The sequence below is a fragment of the Paenibacillus sp. MY03 genome, assembly GCF_002165585.1.
Classification (GTDB): domain Bacteria; phylum Bacillota; class Bacilli; order Paenibacillales; family Paenibacillaceae; genus Pristimantibacillus; species Pristimantibacillus agaridevorans.
On sequence record NZ_MXQD01000054.1, the window covers coordinates 46,241 to 70,588 of the forward strand.

General features: G+C 56.5%; 19 protein-coding genes. 18 read left to right on the top strand and 1 reads right to left on the bottom strand.

Features of this window, described 5'->3' with window-relative positions:
• Positions 1 to 4: 4 nt before the first annotated feature.
• The 8 genes from B1748_RS30270 to B1748_RS30305 all read left to right on the top strand — a co-directional run bounded on the left by B1748_RS30270 (position 5) and on the right by B1748_RS30305 (position 10,174).
• On the top strand, positions 5 to 880 hold the full coding sequence (locus B1748_RS30270; RefSeq protein ID WP_087571697.1) for a carbohydrate ABC transporter permease: 876 nt from the start codon (positions 5 to 7) through the stop codon (positions 878 to 880).
• A complete protein-coding gene (locus B1748_RS30275; RefSeq protein WP_087571698.1) occupies positions 873 to 1,697 on the top strand; it encodes a carbohydrate ABC transporter permease in 825 nt (274 codons plus the stop codon). Before B1748_RS30270 ends, B1748_RS30275 begins: the two co-directional genes overlap by 8 nt.
• 24 nt (positions 1,698 to 1,721) lie before the next feature.
• A complete protein-coding gene (gene lacZ, locus B1748_RS30280; protein WP_087571699.1) occupies positions 1,722 to 5,021 on the top strand; it encodes a beta-galactosidase, LacZ type in 3,300 nt (1,099 codons plus the stop codon).
• 80 nt (positions 5,022 to 5,101) lie between these two features.
• Positions 5,102 to 5,740 carry an S-layer homology domain-containing protein gene (locus B1748_RS30285; protein ID WP_256976040.1) on the top strand — a complete coding sequence of 213 codons (639 nt, stop codon included), beginning with the start codon at positions 5,102 to 5,104 and terminating at the stop codon, positions 5,738 to 5,740.
• Between the two features lie 50 nt (positions 5,741 to 5,790).
• The gene (locus tag B1748_RS30290) at positions 5,791 to 6,381 is read left to right on the top strand and encodes a DNA-deoxyinosine glycosylase (protein WP_087571700.1); all 591 of its coding nucleotides are present in this window, start codon (positions 5,791 to 5,793) and stop codon (positions 6,379 to 6,381) included.
• A 66-nt stretch (positions 6,382 to 6,447) separates the two neighbouring features.
• Positions 6,448 to 6,888: a YwiB family protein gene (locus tag B1748_RS30295; protein ID WP_179215900.1), complete on the top strand. Its 441-nt coding sequence runs from the start codon at positions 6,448 to 6,450 to the stop codon at positions 6,886 to 6,888.
• Positions 6,888 to 8,573, top strand: a complete 1,686-nt coding sequence (gene argS, locus B1748_RS30300; RefSeq protein ID WP_087571702.1) for an arginine--tRNA ligase — start codon at positions 6,888 to 6,890, stop codon at positions 8,571 to 8,573. The genes B1748_RS30295 and argS overlap by 1 nt, the downstream gene beginning before the upstream one ends.
• Positions 8,574 to 8,953: 380 nt before the next feature.
• On the top strand, positions 8,954 to 10,174 hold the full coding sequence (locus tag B1748_RS30305) for an ROK family transcriptional regulator (protein ID WP_087571703.1): 1,221 nt from the start codon (positions 8,954 to 8,956) through the stop codon (positions 10,172 to 10,174).
• 53 nt (positions 10,175 to 10,227) lie between these two features.
• On the opposite strand, the gene B1748_RS30310 is transcribed toward B1748_RS30305, so the two are convergent.
• The gene (locus B1748_RS30310) at positions 10,228 to 12,369 is read right to left on the bottom strand and encodes a hypothetical protein (protein ID WP_087571704.1); all 2,142 of its coding nucleotides are present in this window, start codon (positions 12,367 to 12,369) and stop codon (positions 10,228 to 10,230) included.
• 172 nt (positions 12,370 to 12,541) lie between these two features.
• On the opposite strand from B1748_RS30310, the gene B1748_RS30315 reads away from it, so the two are divergent.
• The 10 genes from B1748_RS30315 (at position 12,542) to B1748_RS30360 (ending at position 24,102) form a co-directional block, all read left to right on the top strand.
• Entirely contained in the window at positions 12,542 to 13,402 is an 861-nt protein-coding gene (locus B1748_RS30315) for a helix-turn-helix transcriptional regulator (RefSeq protein ID WP_179215901.1), read from the top strand.
• Positions 13,403 to 13,481: 79 nt separating this feature from the next.
• A complete protein-coding gene (locus B1748_RS30320) occupies positions 13,482 to 14,783 on the top strand; it encodes a beta-galactosidase (protein ID WP_087571706.1) in 1,302 nt (433 codons plus the stop codon).
• 19 nt (positions 14,784 to 14,802) lie between these two features.
• On the top strand, positions 14,803 to 16,140 hold the full coding sequence (locus B1748_RS30325; protein ID WP_087571707.1) for an extracellular solute-binding protein: 1,338 nt from the start codon (positions 14,803 to 14,805) through the stop codon (positions 16,138 to 16,140).
• Between the two features lie 23 nt (positions 16,141 to 16,163).
• On the top strand, positions 16,164 to 17,063 hold the full coding sequence (locus tag B1748_RS30330; RefSeq protein ID WP_087571708.1) for a carbohydrate ABC transporter permease: 900 nt from the start codon (positions 16,164 to 16,166) through the stop codon (positions 17,061 to 17,063).
• Between the two features lie 51 nt (positions 17,064 to 17,114).
• Positions 17,115 to 18,074, top strand: a complete 960-nt coding sequence (locus tag B1748_RS30335; RefSeq protein ID WP_087571709.1) for a hypothetical protein — start codon at positions 17,115 to 17,117, stop codon at positions 18,072 to 18,074.
• 87 nt (positions 18,075 to 18,161) lie between these two features.
• On the top strand, positions 18,162 to 19,007 hold the full coding sequence (locus B1748_RS30340; RefSeq protein ID WP_087571710.1) for a carbohydrate ABC transporter permease: 846 nt from the start codon (positions 18,162 to 18,164) through the stop codon (positions 19,005 to 19,007).
• An 88-nt stretch (positions 19,008 to 19,095) separates the two neighbouring features.
• Positions 19,096 to 20,571, top strand: coding sequence for a beta-galactosidase (locus B1748_RS30345; protein ID WP_087571711.1), 1,476 nt, complete (start codon positions 19,096 to 19,098; stop codon positions 20,569 to 20,571).
• Between the two features lie 30 nt (positions 20,572 to 20,601).
• On the top strand, positions 20,602 to 21,648 hold the full coding sequence (locus B1748_RS30350; protein WP_087571712.1) for a 3-keto-alpha-glucoside-1,2-lyase-like domain-containing protein: 1,047 nt from the start codon (positions 20,602 to 20,604) through the stop codon (positions 21,646 to 21,648).
• 91 nt (positions 21,649 to 21,739) lie between these two features.
• Positions 21,740 to 23,728 carry a DUF4838 domain-containing protein gene (locus tag B1748_RS30355; RefSeq protein WP_087571713.1) on the top strand — a complete coding sequence of 663 codons (1,989 nt, stop codon included), beginning with the start codon at positions 21,740 to 21,742 and terminating at the stop codon, positions 23,726 to 23,728.
• Between the two features lie 50 nt (positions 23,729 to 23,778).
• The gene (locus tag B1748_RS30360; protein ID WP_087571714.1) at positions 23,779 to 24,102 is read left to right on the top strand and encodes a hypothetical protein; all 324 of its coding nucleotides are present in this window, start codon (positions 23,779 to 23,781) and stop codon (positions 24,100 to 24,102) included.
• The last annotated feature ends 246 nt before the right edge of the window (positions 24,103 to 24,348 follow it).

Here is a 24,348-nt window from a genome sequence, read left to right on the forward strand (position 1 = left end):
GGCCATGAATCTGAAGGCGAAGACGAACACCATCAGCTGGTCCTTTGTAGCCATCGCGATCGTCATGATCTGCTTGTTTTATTTTTACCCGATGATCCAGGCGCTTATCATGTCCTTCCAGTCGGGTACGGGGACGAACCTGGACTTCGTCGGGATCGACAACTATAAGCGGCTGCTGTCGGATTCTACATTTATCACGGCGCTAAAGAATACGTTTCTTTACTTGATTATTCAGGTTCCGATTATGATCCTGCTTGCCATGTTCATCTCGGTGCTTCTGAACGACAAAAACTTGAAGCTCAAAGGTTTCTTCCGTACGGCGATTTTCCTTCCGGCGGTTACGTCGCTGGTTGCTTATTCGGTTATCTTTAAATACCTGTTCGGGCCTGACGGCCTTATCAACACGATGCTGCTCAAGCTGCATATCGTGAATGCTCCTATCGAATGGATCACGGATCCCTTCTGGGCCAAAATTACGATCATAATCGCCATTACCTGGCGTTGGACAGGGTACAACATGATCTTCTATCTGTCGGCCCTGCAAAATATCGATAGCTCCATCTACGAAGCCGCGCGCATTGACGGCGCATCGGCATTCAGGCAGTTCCGCAGCATTACGGTTCCGCTGCTCAAGCCGATCATTCTGTTCACGTCCATTACGTCGACGATAGGCACGCTGCAATTGTTCGACGAGGTCATGAACATTACGAAGGGCGGACCGGGCAATGCGACGATGACGCTGTCCCAGTATATCTATAACCTGTCCTTCAAATATACGCCGGACTTCGGCTACGCGGCGACCGTTTCGTACGCGATCGTTATACTTATCGTGATCTTCTCGGTTCTACAGTTCAAATTGGCAGGTGATAAGAATGCATAAAGTGAAAAGAGCACTGATGTACGTCTTTCTCAGCCTGGCAGCGGTTATCTCGATTTTCCCGTTCTTGTGGATGATCGTCAGCGCCACCAACAAATCCATCGACGTCACGCAAGGCAGACTCCTTCCCGGCGCGGAGCTGTTCGAGAACCTTCGCAAAGTGTTCGACACGGTCGACTTGGTGCCGGCGCTGCTTAATTCCGCCCAAATTTCCATCACGACGACGATTCTCGCCATGTTGATCGCCTCCCTGGCGGGTTACGGCTTCGAAATTTACCGGAGCAAAGCGAAGGATATCGTGTTCAGCATTCTGCTGCTGTCCATGATGATTCCGTTCGCCGCGTTGATGGTGCCTCTGTACCGGATGTTCGGCAGCATCTCGCGGACGATGCCTTTTATCGGGATCGACACGATCTCTTCGGTTATTCTGCCGACGGTGACAACGGCGTTCCTGATCTTCTTCTTTCGCCAGAGCACGAAGATGTTTCCGAGGGATATGCTGGAAGCGGGCCGCATCGACGGACTTAGCGAGCTTGGCGTCTTCTTCCGCATCTACGTGCCGACGATGAAGACGACTTATGCCGCAGCGGCAATTATCACGTTTATGTCGAGCTGGAACAATTACTTGTGGCCGCTCGTTGTGTTACAATCGCCAGAGAAACGTACCGTTCCGCTGCTTATCTCGAATCTGGGCTCGAGCTATTCGCCGGATTACGGAGTTATTATGACGGTCATTCTGATCGCGACATTGCCTACCGCCATCGTGTTCTTTCTGATGCAGAAGCATTTCGTGGCGGGCATGACGGGTTCGGTGAAGTAACAGAAGGGTGAAGGGGGAAACCACATGACTACAACTTCGCAATTTAATGATAAAAATGTAACGTTAACAGCCAATCCAACTCTGGATTGGCTGGAGGACGTTGGCGTATTCGCGGTAAATCGACTGCCCGCGCATTCCGACCATGCCTATTACGGCTCGGTGGCTGAGGCTCGCAGCCGGGTGCCGATGGAGATGCGCCATTCTTTGAACGGCTCCTGGAAGTTCCATTATTCGCCGAACCCGGCGAGCCGGCCTGCGGGCTTTTTCAGCGAGGAGTTTGGCACGTCAAGCTGGGGCGATATCCAGGTGCCGGGTCACATTCAGACGCAGGGTTACGGCCAAATGCAATATGTGAATACGATGTATCCGTGGGACGGACATGAGGTGCTTAGACCTCCGTTTATCTCCAAGGAAGACAATCCCGTCGGCAGCTACGTAAAGCTGTTCGATCTTCCTGCCGATATGGCCGGCAAGCCGGTTTGCATCTCGTTCCAGGGCGTAGAGACCGCATTCTACGTCTGGCTGAACGGCAAGTTCGTCGGCTATTCGGAGGACAGCTTTACGCCGTCCGAGTTCGACCTGACGCCTTACGTTCGCGAAGGGGAGAACAAGCTGGCGGTGGAAGTGTTCCAGCGCAGCACGGGAAGCTGGCTGGAGGATCAGGACTTCTGGAGGTTCTCCGGCATTTTCCGCGACGTATATCTCTACACGGTGCCTTCCATCCATGTCTACGATCTCGACGTGCGAGCGGAGCTGGACGAAAGCCTGACGCAAGGTTCGCTGCGCGCGGCGCTGGCGTTTCGCGAGACGCCGCCAGCGGGCTCGAAGGCGGTCGTCAAACTGTATGACGCCGAGGGCAATGAGGTTGCTTACGCAGCGACGGCACTGGGCGAAGGTTTGAACGCCGTACTGGAGACGAAGGTTGGCAATCCGGAGTTGTGGAGCGCCGAGAAGCCCTACCTGTATGAGCTTATCGTGGAGGTTTTGGACGCAAACGGCGCTTTGGTCGAAGCGATTCCGAACCGCGTCGGCTTCCGCCGCTTCGAGATGAAGAACAAGATCATGACGCTTAACGGCCAGCGGATCGTCTTTAAGGGCGTAAACCGCCACGAGTTCAACCCGCGTACCGGGCGCGCTATTTCCAAGGAAGATATGTTATGGGATATTCGGACGATCAAACGGAACAACATGAACGCCGTCCGGACCTCGCATTACCCTAACCAGAGCTACTGGTACGAGCTATGCGACGAATACGGCGTATACGTCATCGACGAGATGAACCTGGAGACGCACGGCTCCTGGCAGAAGATGGGCGCCGTCGAGCCGTCCTGGAACATTCCGGGCAGCCGGCCGGAGTGGCAGGATATCGTCATGGACCGCGCCATCTCGATGTACGAGCGGGACAAAAACCATCCGTCCATCCTGATCTGGTCGCTGGGCAACGAGTCGTACGTTGGCGATGTGCTGGTAAACGTGTCGCGTTACTTCCGCTCGGTAGACAGCGGACGTCTCGTCCACTACGAAGGCGTGTTCTACGACCGTGCCTTTACGGAAGCGAGCGACATGGAGAGCCGAATGTATGCGAAACCGGCCGACATCCAAGAGTATCTCGATCAAAATCCCGACAAACCGTACATCAGCTGCGAATATATGCACGCCATGGGCAACTCGCTGGGCGGCATGAGCCTGTACACCGATCTGGAGCGGAAGTACGCGATGTACCAGGGCGGCTTCATCTGGGATTACATCGACCAATCCGTCTATAAGAAGGACCGTTACGGCAAGGAATTTCTGGCTTACGGCGGCGACTTCGGCGATCGTCCGACGGACTACGGCTTCTGCACGAACGGTATTGTGTACGCGGACCGCAAGGAATCGCCGAAGATGCAAGAGGTCAAATTCCTTTATCAGAACATCAAGCTGATGCCGGACCGCGAAGGCGTTGCGATCCGCAACGAAAATCTGTTCGCGGATACGTCGGAGCTTGATCTGGTCTTTGTCTTGTCGGCCGACGGCAGAGAGCTGGCCAGCCGCGTCGAGCAGATTAACGTGGCTGCCGGCGGCGAAGCTTACGTACCGTTCGAATTCGCCGAAGGCGCGCTGACGCTTGTACCTGGCGAATACGCGGTGGACGTTTCCTTCCGCCTGAAGGAAGACACGTTGTGGGCAGAGGCCGGCCATGAGGTCGCTTTCGGTCAGCATGTGTTTCGCGTGGAGAGCGCGGCGGTCAGCGGAGTCGGCGCGATGGACATCTCCGGGGGCAGTGCCGGCGATGCTTGGGGCCTCGGCGGCGGCATGGACGACTTACCCGGGACTTCCGCTGAGGCTGGCGCCGGAGCTTCCGGCGGCCTGATCTTCGTCGGCGGAGCGGCAGACATATGCGGCCCGGACGGCTGCGCGCTTCCAGGTGGAACGACTGGCATCGGCGCAATCCCAGGGACAGCGGCAGACGTTCGAGCGAAGCTTGCGATCGTGCATGGCGATGTCAACATCGGCGTGAAGGGACGAGACTTCAGCGCGATTTTCTCGAAGCAGGCGATGAGCCTGATCTCGCTCAATTATGCGGGACGCGAGATGATAGCGACTCCTCCGGCTCCGCTCTTTTGGAGGGCGACGACGGACAATGACAGAGGATTCTCCCAAGGCTTCGACGCGGGCGTCTGGTACGCCGCCAGTCTGGCTCGCAAGTGCGTCGGAATCGACGTAGAAGAGGATGGCGAGGACGGTTCGATCACGATCGCTTACCGGTTCCGCTTCTCTGTCAGCGCCGAGCTCGAGACGCGTATGGCCTATACGGTTCGGCCGGATGGCAGCATCCGGGTACAGGCTGATTACAGCGGCGCGGCGGGTCTGCCGAAGCTGCCGATCTTCGCGGTATCCTTCAAGGTGTCGGCGGATTACGATCAGCTGAAGTGGCTGGCGCTGGGACCGGAGGAGAACTATGCCGATCGGGCCCAAGGCGCGCGCCTATGCTCTTTCGAAGGCACGGCAGCCGGCAACGTGTCCGGCTATGTGATGCCGCAGGAATCCGGCAACCGGACCGGCGTGCGCCGTCTGGACGTCACGGACGTCCTGGGACGCGGCATTCGGATCGCCGCGGACGGAGCGCCCGTGGAATGCGGCGTATCGCCTTACACGGCGTTCGAGTTGGAGAACGCGCAGCATGTCTACGAGCTGCCGCAGGCGCATTACACCGTCATCACCGTCGCGGGGCGGCAAATGGGCGTCGGAGGCGACGACAGCTGGGGCGCTCCGGTACACGAGCCGTATACGATTCCGTCTGACGCGCCGATGTCCTTCTCGTTCGTGATCGAGCGGGTATAGTCGCGCAGAAGCGGCGGGTTTGCAATAGCAAGACGCGAAGAAGACTTCAACACCACACTTTGTGGGTTGGAGTCTTTACGGTGAAGCTGATCGACAATAGGATCGTCTTCCAGGATGTGCCCGACAACTATTGGGCAGCCGAGGCGATTGCTTTTACTGCCAGCCGCGAACTGTTCCTTGGAACGGAGGTAGGGATGTTTGCCCCCGGCGTATCCATGAGCCGCGCCATGCTGTTTACCGTGCTGGCCCGACTGGACGGAGTAGAAACCGAGGGCGGCGGATCTTGGTACAGCAAGGCGCGGGATTGGGCTATGGCTGCGGGAATCAGCGACGGCAGCGCCCCGGAGGCGGCCATTACCCGGGAGCAGTTGATTGCTTTGCTGTACCGGTATGCCGGACAGCCTGCAGCGAACGGCGGCAGCAAGAGCTTTGCGGATAGCGGCGAAGTTTCCGTTTGGGCAAGGGGAGCTATGGATTGGGCGGTGGAGACGGGCATCCTGAACGGCAAGCCGGGGAATCTTCTGGCGCCTGTTGGTGTGCCTCCCGGGCAGAAGTGTCCGCCATGCTTGCGCGTTTTATCGCGTGGCGCAGCAACTGAGCGAGTCATTGATTGGATAGAAAGTGCAAAACCAAGGAGTCAGGCGGCTTGCCGCTTGGCTCCTTGGTTTTTTCGAACGGTCGGAGCAGCTTCCAGCTGCTTGCGATTCATCCCCCAATAGCGGTATTGTATATCTACTTATAGAAAAAGCCATTCGGAGGAGGACGTCGCATGAGCGAGCGCATCTATTCGTTTCCGCCCCTGATCGACGATCGGGCACGGGTATTGATATCCGGCACGGCGCCAAGCGTGAAGTCGTTGGAGCACGGACAATTTTACGGACATCCGCAAAATTTTTTCTGGCGCGTCGTGTACGCGTTATTCGGCGAACCGCAAACAGAGCAGTCTGCCGCAACGCCGGCTTCTGAGCTTCTTTATCCTTCGCCTGACGCCGACTATGGCAAACGATTGGATTTCCTGCAGGCGAATAGGCTGGCCCTATGGGACGTAATTAATTCCTGCGAACGGGAAGGGAGCCTGGACGTGAACATTAAGGGCGAGCTGCCCAATGATTTCCCAGGTTTGCTGGAGCATTATCCGGGTATCGTCTGCATCGCGTTTAATGGAAGCAAGGCTTTCGACACGTTCCGCAAATATTACGGCAAGGACGGCGGCGCTCTTCCGCGCAAGGTGGCGCTCCTCAAGATGCCGTCCACAAGTCCCATTCCGACCAAGCATATGAGGAATCTCCATGACCGGGTCGAAGCATGGAAGACGATTTTGCCCTATGCGCAAGGGCATCTCCCAGCAGGAGAACGTTGAAATTACGGCACTTCCTGTATATAGTAGTAACATGACATTTCAATGAACGCGGGAGTTAGAGAATCTATGGAAGCAAGCGGCAAGGCCCTGCTGACGCTGGAGAGCGTACAGGATGGGGAACGGGTGCAGGAGATTTACCACGGAGAGTGGTTCCGCAAGGCGAGATCGCTATATATTCGATATACCGAAGCGGACGGGGAAATCCGCACGCTGATTCGTTATTCGCGGGGGGAGCTTGCGCTGACCCGCAGCGGGGCCGTTAAGATGGAGCAGACCTTCGTGGACGGTCAGCGACGACGAGGGAGCTATCGGTCCGCGATGACGGCATTCGAGCTGGAGACGGATACGACGAAGCTGTCGATTCAGGGCGGCGGTGCAGAGCACGATGGGCAGGGACTTCCTGCCTTGCTGCCGTTCACGCTGGAGTGGAAGTACCGCTTGCTGGTGGAAGAGCGATTATCGGGACGGTTCCATATCCGTCTTTGTATACAGGAGGAGCATGAATAATGAGCAACAGTGTCAATGTACTTGAAGTTATGTATGAGCAGGTCAGAACGGCGATCGCCGATGCGGCCGTAGCGGCGGGACTGGCGGAGCGGGAGCAATTGCCGGCTTTCGTGCTGGAGGTACCGAAGGACAAGACCCATGGGGATTTGGCGACGAATGCGGCCATGCAGCTGACGAAGCTCGCGAAGCGCAATCCGCGTCAGATCGCGGAAGCGATTATCGAGCATTTGGATGCAAAAAGCGCTTCGATCCAGTCGGCGGAGATTGCAGGTCCGGGCTTCATTAACTTCCGTATGGACAAAAGTTATCTATACCCCGTTGTTCGGAGCGCGCTGGAAGCGGGCGAGCGTTACGGCCGCGTAAACGAAGGCGCGGGTCAGCGCGTGCAAGTCGAATTCGTGAGCGCGAACCCGACAGGCAGCCTGCATCTGGGCCATGCCCGCGGAGCGGCCGTCGGCGATGCGCTGTGCAACGTGCTGGATTTCGCCGGCTACGACGTCACGCGCGAATATTACATTAACGATGCCGGCAAACAAGTCGAGAACCTGGCCGTATCGCTAGAGGCAAGATACCGTCAGGCGCTCGGACAAGAAGCGGAGATGCCGGAAGACGGCTATTACGGCGAAGACATTATCGGCTTCGCCAAGGGGCTTGCGGAGCTAGAGGGAGACCGTCTGTTGGGACTATCCGACAAGGAGCGTTTCTCGTACTTCCGCAACTTCGGGCTTGAGAAGGAGCTCGACAAGATCAAGCGCGACCTCGGCCGGTTCCGGGTCGGCTTCGACGTCTGGTACAGCGAGACCTCGCTGTATGAGAACGGGCTTGTCGAACAAGGGCTGGAGGCGCTAAAGGCATCCGGACACGTCTATGAGGAAGAAGGAGCAACCTGGCTAAACACGGTGCCGTTCGGCGACGACAAGAACCGCGTGCTCGTGAAGAACGACGGCTCTTACACCTACCTTACGCCAGACATCGCGTACCACCGCGACAAGTACGGCCGCGGCTTCGATCGCATGATCAATATTTGGGGCGCGGACCATCATGGCTACATTCCTCGCGTGAAGGCGGCGATGGAAGCGTTGGGCAACGACCCGGCGAAGCTGACCGTGCTGATCGCGCAGATGGTCAGCCTGTTCCAGAACGGCGAGAAGATGAAGATGTCCAAGCGTACCGGCAAAGCCGTCACCATGGAAGATCTGATGGACGAAGTAGGCGTAGACGCGATCCGTTACTTCTTTACGATGAGAAGCATGGATTCCCATCTGGACTTCGATATGGATCTGGCGATTTCGACATCCAACGAGAATCCGGTATTTTATGTGCAATATGCCCATGCGCGCATCTGCAGCATCTTCCGCCAAGCCGAGGAGCAGGGCATCGATATCGCGGGTATAGCGGGCGTCGCGCTGGATAAGCTGAACAGCGAAGCGGAATTCGATTTGATCCGCAAGATCGGCGAGCTGCCGCAAGAGATTGCGGAAGCGGCCGCAGGTTACGCGCCGCATCGCTTGATCCGCTATGTGTACGAACTGGCAGCCGAATTCCATAGCTACTATCGCGCTGAACGCGTCATTACGGACGACGCGGAGCAAACGCAGGCGCGTCTGGCCTTGTTAGGCGCTGTCCGCATCGCGATCGCCAATGTGCTTCGCCTGGTCGGCGTATCGGCGCCTGAGCGGATGTAGGCCTGGCAACTGCCGTTTTGAATCCAAAAGGGGCTGTCCGAGAAGTGAACTTTTAAGGGAGCCCCCGTTGTCTTTATGGCTCGAAAACTGGCCTGCACCTGGCCAAATGGCTATCCAATAAATCAGCGAAAGCGGAATGTCGGATGCCCCGTTTTGGTTAAATGGTAAAAGTGGCAGGCATCCACCTCGCCGCTTTCCCGAAAAAGCAGGTTCGCAAAAAAAGTTGGCCGGAAGACAGTTTCCGCTCAACTTTTTATTTTGAGGACTTATTGGACAACTCCCCTTTTTTATTAATTAGCTTAATTAATAAATCATGGACAGTAACTTTATTTTATGATATATTTTGACCAATTTCATAACTTGAAAGTGGGAACGCCAATATGAGAGCCAAAGGAGTAAACCAGAAGCAGATCAAGACGACCAACCAAAGCTTGATCATTAACGAAATCCGGGCCGCAGGCAGCTTGTCCAGATCGGACCTGGCGAAGAAGCTGATGCTGAGCGCGCCGAGCATATCCGCCAACATCGACGATCTGATTTCGCGCAACGTCATTTTGGAGAAAGGAGCGGGCACGTCGGCGCGGGGACGGAAGCCGATTAACCTGGTCTTTAATTATAATTACAGCTACGTCGTTGCGGTGGATATGGTGAGCAGCAGCTCGCGCATTGCTTTATCCGATCTGAGCGGGACGAACGTTCTTGACTATGCGCACGTCGAGGATACGTGGCAAATCACGCCGGAAGCGGCCGACCGCATTATGGATGCGATCGGCGAATTGCTGAGCAAGCATGATATCCCCGAGGAGAAGCTGCATTGCATCTGCCTCGGCTCGCCGGGCATCATCGACCCGGATACGGGCGCCATCGTTTTTGCCCCGCGGATCATCGACCTGCCGGGCACGGCGCTGCGGGATCGGTTCGCCGGCCGCTTCCGCTCCGACGTCATCGTCAAGAACGATTTGAACTGCTCGGCCGTTGGTGAGCAGTTGTTTGGCGCAGGCGTCGATTACAGCAATTTTATCAATATTCAGCTGGATCTCGGTTCAGGGGCCGGACTTATTCTCAATAATCAATTATATGAGGGCAGTCGCGGGTCCGCGGGAGAAATCGGCTTGTGGATCATGGACAACAAACCTGTGGTGGAGGGGCAAGGGGTTTCCCTCGTCAATGTCGCGGATTATCATATCTCCGTATTCGGCTTGCTCTGCAAGGTCAAGGAGCGGTATCCCGATGTGCTCGCTTCGATGGGAGAAGGAGACATCGATTTGCATCGGATCGCGGATTACGCGAAGCTGATGTTTGCCGCGGCGCGGGCGGGCGACGAACGCGTGCTGGCCATTATTCGCGAGGGCGTTGCCAAGCTGGGCTGCGTACTCCGCAATATCTGCTTGCTGCTCGATCTGGAAGCCGTCATCATCGGCGGCCTGATGCTGGAGCTGGACAAGCTGTATCTGGAGCCGCTTGAGGAAATCATGTCCGCGCATATCTCGACCCAGGTACGCATCGTCCCTTCGACGCTTGGCGACAAGACGGTATTGTTCGGGGCGATCGGCGAAGCCATCAACAAGATATTGGACAATATCGTCAATAACGGGGATTGATGCAAAGCAAAGCAGAGGCACGCATGATGCGCCCTCTGCTTTTGCCAACCCATCTAGAAGCCTGCCGGCAGCGCGTACAACTTGCCTTCTCCAGGCGCGAAAGAAGCGGATATAACTCCTGTCGCGGCATTGTAGGAGGTGCCTATCTCCAGACCGGTCGACTTGGATACCTCGGTTACGGAGGCCGGCTTTCCTGGCAAGGTAAAGGAAAGCGTGCGGCTGTTCGCTTCGTCGCGGTTGACGACCATGACATATTTGCGGCCCGAGCCGTTCGTGAAATAGCCGATGACCGACGGCAGCGCGGTGGACGGCTGCCAGAAGAAGCCGGATGGCACGGCGCTGGTCGTCGCGGGCAAGGCTCCCGAATGATAGACAGCCTGCGATTGCAGACCTAACAAGGTAGGACCTAGCTTCAGCACTTCCGCATTCAGCGTCGTCGCGTATCCATACGTGTCATTCGTTGTGCCGTCGGGCAGAATCAGCCCGTTATGGAACGGTTCTCCGCTGGATTCGATGCCCGGCGTCCGGTACGTGAAATAAATGTATCCTTTGGCTCCATAGGCAAGGTTCGTATAGATTTGATATCGCATGTCGTTCTGCGACGGCTTGCGCAGGTGCCCTGTAATGCCGACCGACTGGATATAGCTCCAGAAATCCAGGTCGGCCAGCAGCGATTGCCTGCGAATCGTTTCCAGATTGTCGTAATAGTTGGCGGTCATTGTTCCATCGGCTTTGAACGGATAATGGTCGAAGGCCATGACGTCGGGCTGCTGAAGCGTCCAGCGATAAACGTAATCCTCGTAGGTGCCGCCCTGAATGTTCTGATTGACGACAAACCAGAAGTCGGAATCGATCGACGTCCCGTTGACATAACCGGTCCCGGTGCCGTCCTTGACCAGCTTGAGCCCGTCCTCGGTACGGATGACCCAGCCGATGGATCCGTCGCCCCCGCCGTTATGGGTCAACTCCCAGTAGTAGGAGGCGTTCGGGCTTACCGTTGCGTTCAGCGTAAATACCGGCCAGTTGTTGGTCGCTCCGGTCAATGTCGACTGGGCGACGAGGGAGGTTTTGGACGGCGAATTCCAAAGCCGAAGTGTAAGCGCTTCACCGCTTCCCCATTGCAGGCGATCCACCCAAAGCTGTATCGTATCGATGGCGGTTTGGCCGGCGGAGGTCGTAAAGGATTGTCCCAGCACGCTTGTCGGGCGCGAGAACTCTCCAGAGATGGCATTGACTTTGAGCAGCGCGTCCGTCGCCTGGTTCGGGAACAGGTTGACGAAAGCCATCCGTTCCGGGTCGATGGCGCGAATGCGCTCGCGGACGGCGGCAACGCGATTGAATAGAGTCGCGCCCGGCTCATCGTAGAGATGGTAGCCGAGGAGGCCGGATTTGGTTTTGTAATAATTGGCTACAAGGTCGACGTCGGCGTTATTCGGGCTGTTCCGGTCGTTGTAGGCCTGCTGCGAGAAGGAGATGTAGAACAAGAGATCGGTGCCGGATACCGCAGTCCCGTTGTCGTAAAACATGCCGTTTCCGTACGGATTGCCGGAATTGGCGGTCACCCAGCCGACGGGACTGGCGCTGTTGCTGGTCAGCTCCATGTAATACGTCGTATTGGCCGCGATCGGGATGCCGAACCCGAAGCCATGGTCGTAGACCGTCTGCGGGCCGCCGACGGAAGCGGAGCCGAGCAAGGTCGCACGGGCCGGAGAATCGTAGATGCGCATCGTCAGCGTCGTCCCGGATCCCCAGAAGACCGGGTCGATCTTCAATTGGGCATAAGACAGGTACCAGCCCGATCCCGCGGGCGTCCGAAAGGTTTGGCCGAGGCGGTTCGTATTGCTGACGTAGTACCCGGTGTCATAGGCCGGCTGCTGAACCATCTCCGTCCGCCAGTGGAAGCGGTAATCGTCGACGAGCATCTTGAGCCCCAGGCTGTCCGCAAGCGACAACGCGGCATCGTTGGCTTCCGGCGTGTTGATGACGGCGGCGCCGACGATCAGATTGGCGTTCATGTCTTTGATTTGCTGATACTTGGCAAGCGTCGTCTCCGCCGGGGAAGGCGGGTAGAAGATGCCGATCGGAAACTCCGTTCCCGATGCCGCGGCTTGCGGGGGAGCGCTGCCCCATAACGTGCCGGCCAGCAAAGTCATCGTCATTAAGCAGGCTGTCAGTTTTGCGAGCTTTTGCTTCACTACAATTCCTCCTGTCCGTAACTTGGATGGTCTTTCGTGATTAAGTGTACAGCATGGGATGCCCGTTCGTATTTGCATGGAATCATACAGTTTTACCGGCCGCGAATCGAAGCGGAATCGCAATTTTCAATAAACACAGTTGCACATAATTCGCTTTATGGGAGGCGATGCAATGCGTATCCATTCTTTTGGCCAAGGGGAAGCTCGGGGACAATCGGCGGTACGGCTTGGAACAAAGGAGGCGGAAGACAAGGAGGTTATTTATATTACGGCGGGCAAGCTGTGGTTCAAGACGGCTTCCTGCCAACGCTACATCCAGGAGCCGGCGATTCTGATCGTACCGGCCCCGATGCGCCATGCGCTGTCCGGTGGCGGGACGGAGCCGGCATCTTATCGTTATGCGGTAGTGGCAGGGGGGCGGCTTGCCGGGGGCGACGGCGCGGAGCCGGTCGTGCTGCATGCGGCAAGGCTTGCCGGGCAGGAGCTGCTGCTTCCGGCCGCAGAGGCCGTTCAACTGTTCGAGCATCTGTACCAGATGGTCGGGTTTCTGATCGGGCTTGCGCTGTCGGGCGCCTCCGCAAGCGGCCGGGAGCCGGAGCAGCTGGCCCGCCTTGGCGTACGCACGATGGTCGCGTTGCTGCTTCCCCGTCAAGCCGGCGCGCCGATCAGCTGCTGCCCTGCCGCCATCCGATCGGGCGGCCGGCATGTCGCGGAGGAAGTGGTTCTCGAACTGCAACGCTATATGGAATGGCGGTACAGCGAATCCATTACGGTTCGCAGCCTGGCCGCCCAAGTCCATCTTACGCCATCCTACTTGATCAGGCTGTTCAAGGAGCATACCGGGTACACGCCCGGTCAATATCTGCTCCGCATTCGCTTGAAGGCGGCGGCCCGCTATTTGCAGGAAAGCGACCTTCCCATCAAAGCGATTGCGGAGAAAATCGGCTTCAACAGCATCCATTATTTTACAAGGCGCTTCAAACATCAGTACGGAGACAGTCCCGCCAGTTGGCGTAAAAAATTAGTTATTTAACTTTACTAAAAAATGTTGCAATCTAAAAAAAGATGTAGTTAAATAGGGTTATGCAACAGCAAGACGTGGAGGTGGGGTAATGACAAAGAGAGCGGTAAGGGTCGTGGCAGCGCTTTTGGCCGGGGGGATGACGGTCCAGCTGACCGCATGTTCAGGGGAAGTGAAGGAGCCTTACTACGAGGACAATCAGCGGATTGCCATCGGCGCCTGGGTAGCGCCGCCGCCGGGGTACATTAACGACGAGTCGTATAAGCAGGTGGCGGAGTCGGGCATCAACATCATCTATGGCCTGTACGAGGACATCGACCAGCATGCGCTCGACGCGCTGAAGTACGCGGAGCAGAACGGCATCCAGTATATGGCCCGCAGCAGATCGCTGTTCTCCATTCCGGAGGATGAGCTCGATCTGATGGAGGGGATGTTTGACGAGGTGGCGAAAAGCCCGGCATTGCGCGGCATCATGGTTGTCGATGAACCTGGAGCTGCCAAGTTTGAGCATCTGGGCGTGTTGAACAAGAAGTTTAAAGAGCTGTATCCGGATCTCATGTTCTACGTCAATTTGAATCCCATTTATTCCAGCCCGGATCAGCGGGATGGGCGAACGTATCAGGATTACATTGACGAATACATCTCGGTCGTCGGCACCGACTACTTGTCCTACGATCATTACCCGCTGAAGAACAGCCCGACCAGCGGCACGTTCCTGACGGAAAACTACTTGCTGAACCTGGACATTGTGTCCACCGCCACGAAGAAGGCGGGCATTCCGTTCTGGTTGTTCATCCAGGCGATGGGCTATTGGGTTGCCGGATCCGAGAACCGTCCCCCGAATGAAGCGGATATCCGCTGGCAAGTCTACAACTCGCTCGCTTTCGGCGCACGGGGACTGCAGCACTTTACTTATTGGACGCCTCTGAAGGATGATGTAACCGTTTTCTCGGAGGCGATGGTTGACAAGGAAGGCAATAAAACGCCGATTTACGACGCAGTAAAAAACGTGAACCATGAAATACTCGACTTCGATCATATTTATCTCAACTATGACAATGTCGGCGTCATGACGTTCCCTGTCGAGGATGCGCCGCCGGAGCTGTATATGGAGAACCGGCTTCCGTCCTTCGAACCGATCCGAAACGTGGAGAGCGAGCATCCGGTCGTCGTCGGCGCATTCGAAGACAAGGATGGCAACCAGGCGATTATGCTGGTCAACTTCACGGACCCGGCGCATGAGCTGAGCAACGAAGTGACCATCAAATTCAACAAGGTCAAGGAAGTCAGCGAATACGGCATGGGCGGCAACAACCGCGTCAAGGTGAAGGGCGGCAGCTACAACGTCACCCTGGAGCCGGGCGAAGGCAAATTTATACTGCTTCTAAAATAAAAACAGGGAGGGTCACAGCATGAAAAAATGGGCAATCCTGCTGGTCGCGGCCGTCATGGCGTTCACGATGGCAGCCTGTTCCGGCAACAACGAGGAAGGCGACGGCAATTCGGAGACGGAGCAAGTATTGAAAATCGCGTATTTCAACGGCGGGTATGGCGATGAATGGCTGAAAGGCTGGGTGGCGGCATTCGAGGCCGCGCATCCCGGTGTGAAAGTGGAAATCGAAGGCGACCCCGGCATTACCGAAAAAATGGGGCCGCGGCTGGAATCCGGCGCGAATCTCCCCGATCTGGCATTCGTCCTGCGGACGAACTGGCAGCGTTGGGGCATCATGGGCTATCTCGCGGACTTGACGGACGTGTACGAATCGACGATCGACAACGGCAAAACGTTCAAGGAAAAGCTGCAGCCCGGAGCGGCGGACTACGGTCTGATCCGGGACAAATATTGGGTGGCGCCTTGGACGGACGGCGCAACCGGCTTCGTCTACAACGCCGGCATGTTCGAGGAGCACGGTTGGAAAGTGCCGGAGACGATGGCGGAGCTGGAGCAATTGCTGCCGTCGATCAAGGAGAAGGGCATCGCGCCGTTCGCCTGGGGCGGCAAGGTGATGGCCTACTGGGATTTCCCTACGGTGGGCTGGTGGGCGCAATACGAAGGCGCCGAGGGAGTCGAAGCCTACAAGGAGATGGCAAGCCCGGACGTGTACGGACAGGAGGGCCGGCTCAAGGCGCTTGAGCAATTCTACGAGCTGCTGGCCGACCCGTCGAACAGCATCAGCGGCGCGGAGGGCATGGACCATATTCAATCGCAGATGGCATTCGTACAGGGCAAGGCGGCGATTATTCCGAACGGGGCTTGGCTGGAGAACGAAATGCGTACCTCGCTGCCCGAAGGCTTCCGCATGAAGATGATGCAGCTGCCTGCGATTGACGGCGCCAAGGATGCCAAAGTCAACAATACGCAAGGCGGGGATTTCGCCATTATTCCTGCCAAAGCCAAAAATGTCGAGCTGGCGAAGGAATTCCTGAAGTTTACGGCCAGCGACGATATGCTGAAGCTCTTTACCGAAAAAACCGGCTCCGTCCGTCCATTCGTTTACGATGCGGCATCCGTCTCGGGCTTAAGCGAGTTTTCGCAAAGCGTCATCGATATTTGGCAGAACAGCCGGAACATCTATCTCTTCTCGCAAAACCCGATTTATTACAGCAAGTACTATGATTGGCCGCTGGCGGGAGCGCCTTACATGATGATTTATATGGAAGACGAAACGCCGGAATCCGCTTTCCAGGGGAACTTGCAATTCGCCAAGGAAAACTGGGAGAAAACAAAGGCTGATCTGGGCATTGAGTAGCCGCCACGTAAGGGGAGAGGGCCATGAGTAGCACGACGAAGCGGGGTTGGTTCATTTTCCTGATGCTAGCTTTTCCGCTCGCGCATTTCCTTGTGTTTTTTGTCTACATCAATATCAACACGATCGTCATGGCGTTCCAGAAGCTGAACTACTTCCAGAACACCGTGGAATTTGCGGGACTGCGCAACTTCGAGCAAATTTTTACCGATATGAAGCGCAGCCCGCTGCTGGGCAAGGCTATCGTCAATTCCTTGCTGTTCATACCGGTGACGAACGGCATTCTGCTGCCGCTCTCGATTATTTCTTCCTATATATTGTTCAAAAAGGTGTACCTGCATCAATGGTTCCGGGCGATCTTTTTTTTTCCTTCCATTCTGTCCATCGTCATCTTGACCATGGTGTTCTCCTTCATGTTCGATAGCACGTTCGGGGTGTTCAATGACATCTTGCAGGTACTGGGGCTGGAAGGCTGGCAGCGCACCTGGTTTGGCGACAAGCATACGGCCATGCCGATGGTATTCGTTTATTGCATCTGGGCAGGGATCGGCTTTAACGTCATTCTGCTCAACAGCGCCATTACGCGCATTCCGCAGGAAGTGATCGAATACGGGCAGCTGGAAGGCGTTCCCATGTGGCGGGAGCTGAGCCAGGTCGTCGTGCCGATGATCTGGCCGACCGTAACGACGGTGTTCGTGCTGGGGTCGACTTCGGCCTTTACGATCTTCCTGCAACCTCAGCTGCTGACCGGGGGCGGCCCGAACGGGAGCTCCTACACCATCGCGTTATATGTCCTGGAGCAGGTCAAGGCAGGGCAGCTGGAATACGCGGCGGCGGTAGGCGTGTTCTTCTCCGTCATTGGCATCGCCGTCGTTATGGGCTTCAAGCTGGTGCTGGAACGTATCGGGTCCAATGTGGAATATTAGAGATTTCCCGAATTCATTCATGATTTTCATGACCAAAGGAGAAGAGGACTCATGAGCAAAAGGTTAGGGCTGGCGAGCTTGGCAATGGCAATGGCGTTATTCGGGATGATGGGAAGCGTCTCCGCGGAGGGGACGGGCAAAGACGCGGCAACCGACTTCGGCAGCGGGTACGACGCGGCGGACTGGCAGATGGCCGCCACGCCGGACGACAACGCCCTGTCCGTCGCGGATGGGGAGCTTGTATTCGCCGGCGCGCAAGACAATTCCTATTTTGGACCCCAAGGCACTTATTCGACATTCGCGGCTTCATTCGACATTCATACGTTCGAAGGCAACTCCAGCTGGATCGGCTTGACCTTCGGCAATCCGCAGCCGGATACGTTCTTCGGCGAGCCGGAGCCATACTTGCTGTTGATCAACAATGACAGCATCATGATGCTGGGCAAGGGCACGACCGAAACCGTCGAATGGGAAAATCCGGAGCAGCGCTGGCTGCCCGGCGACTACGCGTTGGCAGTCAAAGAGGAGCCGCTGAACGTCAAAGTCGTTTACGATGGCTCCAAAGTGGAAGTGTACTACAAGCTGGCGTCGGAAGCGGCCGATTTGATGGCGGCGCCGCGCGCCGTATTTCCCAATTTGCCCGAGGTCAGCGGTTACGTAAACTTCACGACCTCCGGCAACGCGGATATTCAAGGCTGGTTCAGCCTGGACAACATTGCGGTGTCCGGCAACCCGCAAGCGGATCTGTCCGCAATCGGTGCAACGGCCGCAACGCCGGAGCCGACCGAATCCGCAGCGACCGCAACGCCGGAGCCGACCCCGTCCGAGGCCTCGCCTGCGGAAGAGACGCCTGCCGCGGGCGAAGAAACGCCGGCGGCAACCGACAAGCCGACGGAGGCGGAAGATTCGGACAACGATCGGTCGCTATTGTACATCATTCTTGCCGTTGCCGGCCTGGCGGTCGTAGTCATCGCGGTCATCGCCGTGCGCCGCAATTCGGCGAAGAAATAAACGGCCCGTACGCCGACGGTGGGCGCTGGCGACACGATGTTTGCGCGCAAGCGGCAGCCGCAATAATGAAGCAAGGTGTGATACGTGATGAAGCGCACGAAGTTGCAGAAGGCAGTCATCGGCTTGTTTTTCGTATTGTTCGTATTGTACGCGCTCAGTCTGATCTTTCCGTTTCTATGGACGCTATACAATTCGTTCAAGACGAATCGGGAGTTTTTTGCCGAAGGCGGCATATGGTCGCTGCCCCAGCAATGGATGGTCAGCAACTATGCGAAGGTATGGAATGAATACAATATGGTCACCTATTTCTGGAACAGCATCAAACTGACCGTCATCGGCACGGCCATCTCGGTCCTTTCCGCCGCGATGGCTTCCTACATCGTCGCCAAATACGATTTCAAGCTCAAACGCGTGATCTATATAACGGCGATTTCCGTCATGCTGATTCCGGCGATCGGTTCCATCTCGGCTTTGTACAAATTCATGAACGAAACGGGTCTGTATAATACCCATTTTGGCATTATTCTGCTTTATTCCAGCGGGCTTGGCCTTAATTTTATCGTATTGTACGGCTTTTTCCTCGGCGTATCCTGGAGTTATGCGGAGGCGGCGTTCGTCGATGGGGCAAGCGATTGGCAGGTGTTCGCGAAGGTCATGATTCCGCAAGCGATGCCGGCCCTTGGCGCCGTCTCGATTATTACGGGCATCGGCTTGTGGAACGATTATTTCACGCCGTGGATGTTCTTGGCGGATAAGGATAAGTTCACGCTGGCGCTAGGACTGCGCCAAATCGTATTGGAACAGGCGTATGCGGCGGATTGGCCCAAAATGTTCGCGGCGATGATCGTGGCGACCGTGCCCATCCTGATCGTATACAGCCTGTTCCAGAAAACCTTGATCGAAAACACGGTCGCAGGCGGATTGAAAGGGTGAACGGCGGCGATAGGGCATGTCGTCTTGCACATGCGAACGAGGCATTGCGTGCGCATATGAACCATGCCCGAAAGGGGGGAGTTGCAACATGGTTCGACCGTCAGGCGGGCTGATCATGGCCGCGCTGCTGCTGGTACTGCTCGCCGGCTGCAGCAATAGCGACCGGCAAGCGCCTGGCGACGCCGTGCCGTCGGAAGGCGCGGCATCGCCAGAGCAAAGCAACCGTACCGAATCGCCGGGCGGGCAGGAAGCGGCCGGCGATTCGGGCAATAATCAGGGACAGGTGGAGCAAGAAGCCCCTGCAACAGGAGGAATAGCATTGGAGAGCCGCAAGCCGATTCATCCGCTAGGAGCGGATGTGATGCCGATAGGAGCGTGGGTGGCGCCGCCGCCTTCGGGGATGTTTGGGCATGACAATCCCGACTATATTACAAGCGACAGCTACAGGCTTGCGAAGGAGGCGGGGTTGAATATCGTTTACGGCTTGTATGAACGGGTCGAAATCGATCCGGCGCAGGTGCTGCGCGCGCTTGATTACGCGCATGAGCACGGGTTGAAATATTTGGTGTCCGATTCGGCAATTCAAGCGGGAGCGGACGACCCCGAGCTGATGCGCTATTCGCTGGATACGTATCGCGGGCATCCGGCCTATCTGGGCAATCTGGCCGTAGACGAACCTGCTTCCGCGTACTTCGATTCGCTCGGAGCCAGCCATGACGCGTTTGCGGAGCTTGATCCCGATAAATATTTCTATATTAATTTGCTGCCCAATTACGCATCGGTAAACCAATTGTTCGTCGACAAGTTGGATGAAACGGGCGGATTGCCGACGGCGGCGCAATACCGGCAATATTTGGACGCTTATATGGATGCGGTGAAGCCTACGTTTATTTCTTACGATTATTACCCGCTGCACGGAACCTTCCCTGCACTGACGCAAGGGTATTACGACAATTTATCGGTTGTCCGGACAACCGCTAGCGAACATGGCGTTCCGTTCTGGGTATTCATTCAGTCCGCAAGCTGGAACGCCAACGCAAGGCTGCCGATCCGATCGGAGACGTTCTGGCAGGTCAATACGGCTCTGGCGTACGGGGCGCAAGGCATTCAATATTTCACGTTCTGGTGTCCGTTCGAAGACGGATTTACGGGCGGTATGGTGTCGCGGAAAGGCGAGAAGACGCCGATATACGACGACGTGCAGGAGATGAACCGGCAAATCGCCGCGATCGACCATGTGCTGATGGGCGCTCGGTTCAAAGGGGTCATCGTCCACGGCGAAAGTCCTGTCCCGGTGCCGGAGGACGATCAATTGCCGAGCTATGGCGCGCTGGCGGCGTTGTCGGGAGATATTCCCGTTATTGCGGGCGCCTTCGATTACGACGGCACGCAAGCCTACTATGTCGTGAATAATACGATCGATCGCGACGGCAAGGCGACGCTGCGATGGACGGGCGAGCATACGCTACAAGTCGTTCAGGGAGCGGAGTCGTCCCGGCATTCCGGCAGCGTCCATGAGCTTGCGCTTGCCGCCGGCGAAGGCGCGCTGGTCGTCATCAGGTAAGCCGAATACAGATGAAGGTGGTGTCCCATAATGCGCAAATGGATGTGCATGCTGGCAGGTTTGCTGCTGGCGTCAACGCTGGGGCTGGTCAGCCCGGCCAATGCCGCGAATCAAACGTTTACGGAAGATTTCTCTTCGGGCGACTTTTCCCAATGGACGAACGGGCATCTGGACGACGATCCGGAGACCGTGGACGACGATGAAGTCATCGGCGTCGCCGAGATCAAAGACGGGGTTATGCATGTCAATAATAAAGCGACGGGCGGCAGCTTCTTCTATATTGCGCCCAAGGATATCAAGGCCAAAAATTTTACGATTTCAATGAAGGCCAAATCGTTGGATTTCACCGGCTCGTGGATCGGTTTTTCGGTCCGCAAGGATACGAATGACCGCTATAACGGCAGCAACAATGTGCTGCACGCGTTCAAATTCGAGGAATCCGCCATTTCGTTCCAGTCTTATCGCGGTTACCCGGGCGGCGCGGGCGTAGTGGCCCTGACCAAAAATACGACGCAATCCGCCGCATTCGCCGACAAGGTGGACGATTGGCATACGTATAAACTCGTTGCCGAAGACAACATCTTCACGGCTTATGTGGACGATCAGATCGTCGGCGTGGTGGATTACAGCAATAAAAAAACCGATGTCGCGGGGTACATCAGCATCAATGTCTGCGTTGGCGACGTCATGATTGACGATGTGAGCGTGGAAGTCCGGGACGACGAAGCGGCGGCCGGCGGCGAGCCGGTATCCGAGCAGCCTGCCGACCCTGACGGCGCCAACGCCGGCAGCGGCCAGGAAGCGGCGGAAGGAGCAGGCGAAGCCTCGGTTGATGCGTCCGGCGAGGCGGAGGGAGCGGGCGAGAAGCCGGAGGCGTCGGCGACGGAAGCGCCCGAAGCAACGGCTGAAGCAGCGGAGACTTCAGGGAGCGAGACGTCTGGGGCGGCAGAAGCTTCGGGAGACGATTCGGCAGAGAAAGCGAACTCATCCTCTTTTCCCGTCTGGCTGGGCGTTATCCTAGCAGCGGCGGTTGCGGCAGTCGGCGTATTGGCTTACGTGAAGCTGAAGCGAAAATAAACGACGGATGGATTCCATTCGGAAACGATTGCCCGGCCGCGTGCGGAGGCGCAGTCGTTTCTTGCATCATGTAAGGCGAGAGAGGGATTAGATGAATAAATTATTAATGGATGTCAAACAGAAGCCGGCAACGACAGAGCTGGATTATGCCTATGCGGAATTGCAACGTTACGGTCGGCGGTTGACCGGCGAAGGCGACGGACTGAATATTAAGCTGGCCGCCAACCCGGCAGCTTTTGGTACTGGCTTGGGTGCGGGCGATGAGGCGCCGACGATTCCGGACCTCGATCCGGCGGATTTTCAGATTCAATGGCACAGCGCCCCCCTGAATGCATATTGGGATGATGCGTTTCTTATTGATGTTCAGGGCGGTAGCGGGGTTATTATCGGAACGAACAGCCGAAGCGTCCTGCAGGGCGTATACCGGATGTTCCATGAGTTCGGTTGCCGCTTCTATCGCCCGACCGCGGCGGGGGAGTATATCCCGGAGCGGGAAAAGGCGGCATGCAGCGTCAGGCTGCTGGCCAGGCCCGATCATCGTCATCGCGGAATATGCATCGAAGGGGCGGCGAGTCTGGAGCATGTCCTGTCGATCGTCGAATGGGCGCCCAAAGCAGGCTTCAATGCGTATTTCCTGCAATTCCGGGATTCCTTTACCTTCTTCGAGCGCTGGTATAAGCATGAGGGCAACGAAACCATGCCGGCAGAACCGTTTACGCGCGAGCATTCTCTCGAATTCGTCGCCCGAATCATTGCGGCCATCAAGCTGCGCGGGATGATCTACCATGCGGTCGGGCATGGCTGGACATGCGAAAGCATAGGGTTTCCGTCCATCGGCTGGCATAAGGTGCAGGATAGCGAAATTCCGGAGGACAAGCGCATTCTGCTTGCCGAGGTGGGCGGCAAACGAACCTTTTTTGAAGGGATTCCGCTTAATACGCAGCTCTGCTATTCCAATCCGCTGGCCAGCCAAGCCATGATTGACGAAATCGTCCGTTATGTGCAAGCCCATCGTGAGGTGGATGTGCTGCATGTATGGCTGGGGGACAACTTCAACAATTTCTGCGAATGCGAAGAATGCCGCCGGCTCTCGCCGCCGGATCACTATATGGTTATGATCAACGAGGTGGATAGGCAACTGACCGCGCTCGGACTGGAGAACCGAATTGCCTTCCTCATCTATCTCGAGCTGTTGTGGACGCCTGAGCAGGTCCGGATGAACAATCCGGACCGGTTCATTATGATGTATGCGCCGATTCACCGCACGTATACCAGCACATTTCTAAAAGAAGGCAAGGCGCCTGAGCGGGGCAAGACGCCGCGTATACCGTTCGAGCTGAACAAGGTGGACTATCCGCGCGACATCGAGCGCAACCTGGCCTTTCTGTATGAGTGGCAGAAGGTGTTCGCCGGCGACAGCTTTGATTTTGACTACCACTTGATGTGGGATGTGCACCGGGAATATTCCGGCATTCGGTTGGCGCGGGTCATTAGCGAGGATATAAAGGGGCTGCGGCAACTCGGGCTTGGCGGCTTGGTCAGCTGCCAGGTACAGCGGGCTTTTTTTCCGAACGGTCTTGCCATGTACACGATGGGGCATACCCTGTTCAATCGCGATTTGGCCTTCGAACGGCTGGCGGAGGAATATTTTGCAGCGGCATACGGCGAACACGCTGCGCTGGCTTGGGAATACCTCGAGGGGATCAGCAGGCTGATGTCCCATGAGTACACGCGCAATGAGCTGCCGATGCTGGACAAGGGGGCGCATGACGGCTTCGTGCAGGCGGCGGCATGGTGCGAGGCGTATTTGCCCCGGCTTCGGGAGGCCGCGGAGGCTGCGGCCGCTGTCTGCCCGAACCGTGCGGAAATGCTGCACATCCTTGCCGATTCCGCCACGATCAACAAAAGCTTGGCCGAACTGTTAAGCCGCAAAGCGGCGGGGACGCCGAAGGAACAACTTTTGCCGCAATGGCGAGAGCTAAAATCGTTTATTCTCATGCGCGAGCCGCAGCTCGCGGATGTGATGGATACCTTCTACTTTACAATGATCAATGAAGGGATCATCGTCAACGATTGGTAGAGGGACGAGCGGGCGCTTGTCGAGTATGGCGACGGCGGCGGTTCGCGACAATGAAGGGAGCAGTTGCAAGCCGAGGATCAGTTCTTCTTGGCGGCTTACAGCATGCGCATAATATCGGGCTCGCCGACGCTGCGGCGGCGAGCTTTATTGCTTTTGAACGGTTGCATCGAACGTTTCATGATGGCTTTGATCTCTGCCGGCGTCAGGTTTGGGTAAAGAAGAAGGAACTGGACGAGATCAAGAGCGACCTCGGCCGAACCCTGTCCCGCGAATTAAAAGCCATAGCACCTTATCTGGACTTGGAATTCTCGCATGGAACGAGCGGACGAGCTGCCCGGCAAAAGGAGGCGCAGCCGTTTCTCCTTATTGCATAAAAAATGATGATACTCCATGACTTGTGAACAAAAGGGTGGAGAATCTGACAGACACCAGCGACTCTATTTGTCGGATTTTTAGCCACAACTAGATCTAACAGACGGGAATAGGCTGTCGATTCATTGTGAGTAACGGAGCTGAAACGTTCTGCTTCGGTGTTGGTGTTGGTGTTGGTGTTATGATAGATCATTTTAATTGATAATGAGAATTATTATTGATATAATCGGTGCAAATCGAATCAATCC

Bases quoted from the DNA above. Each gene is read 5' to 3' on its own strand.
- B1748_RS30270 (WP_087571697.1), top strand. From the start codon at position 5: ATGAATCTGAAGGCGAAGACGAACACCATCAGCTGGTCCTTTGTAGCC.
- lacZ (WP_087571699.1), top strand. From the start codon at position 1,722: ATGACTACAACTTCGCAATTTAATGATAAAAATGTAACGTTAACAGCC.
- B1748_RS30355 (WP_087571713.1), top strand. From the start codon at position 21,740: ATGAATAAATTATTAATGGATGTCAAACAGAAGCCGGCAACGACAGAG.
- argS (WP_087571702.1), top strand. From the start codon at position 6,888: ATGAGCAACAGTGTCAATGTACTTGAAGTTATGTATGAGCAGGTCAGA.
- B1748_RS30350 (WP_087571712.1), top strand. From the start codon at position 20,602: ATGCGCAAATGGATGTGCATGCTGGCAGGTTTGCTGCTGGCGTCAACG.
- B1748_RS30330 (WP_087571708.1), top strand. From the start codon at position 16,164: ATGAGTAGCACGACGAAGCGGGGTTGGTTCATTTTCCTGATGCTAGCT.
- B1748_RS30360 (WP_087571714.1), top strand. From the start codon at position 23,779: ATGAAGGGAGCAGTTGCAAGCCGAGGATCAGTTCTTCTTGGCGGCTTA.
- B1748_RS30290 (WP_087571700.1), top strand. From the start codon at position 5,791: ATGAGCGAGCGCATCTATTCGTTTCCGCCCCTGATCGACGATCGGGCA.
- B1748_RS30305 (WP_087571703.1), top strand. From the start codon at position 8,954: ATGAGAGCCAAAGGAGTAAACCAGAAGCAGATCAAGACGACCAACCAA.
- B1748_RS30325 (WP_087571707.1), top strand. From the start codon at position 14,803: ATGAAAAAATGGGCAATCCTGCTGGTCGCGGCCGTCATGGCGTTCACG.
- B1748_RS30320 (WP_087571706.1), top strand. From the start codon at position 13,482: ATGACAAAGAGAGCGGTAAGGGTCGTGGCAGCGCTTTTGGCCGGGGGG.
- B1748_RS30335 (WP_087571709.1), top strand. From the start codon at position 17,115: ATGAGCAAAAGGTTAGGGCTGGCGAGCTTGGCAATGGCAATGGCGTTA.
- B1748_RS30340 (WP_087571710.1), top strand. From the start codon at position 18,162: ATGAAGCGCACGAAGTTGCAGAAGGCAGTCATCGGCTTGTTTTTCGTA.
- B1748_RS30295 (WP_179215900.1), top strand. From the start codon at position 6,448: ATGGAAGCAAGCGGCAAGGCCCTGCTGACGCTGGAGAGCGTACAGGAT.
- B1748_RS30345 (WP_087571711.1), top strand. From the start codon at position 19,096: ATGGTTCGACCGTCAGGCGGGCTGATCATGGCCGCGCTGCTGCTGGTA.
- B1748_RS30315 (WP_179215901.1), top strand. From the start codon at position 12,542: ATGCGTATCCATTCTTTTGGCCAAGGGGAAGCTCGGGGACAATCGGCG.
- B1748_RS30275 (WP_087571698.1), top strand. From the start codon at position 873: ATGCATAAAGTGAAAAGAGCACTGATGTACGTCTTTCTCAGCCTGGCA.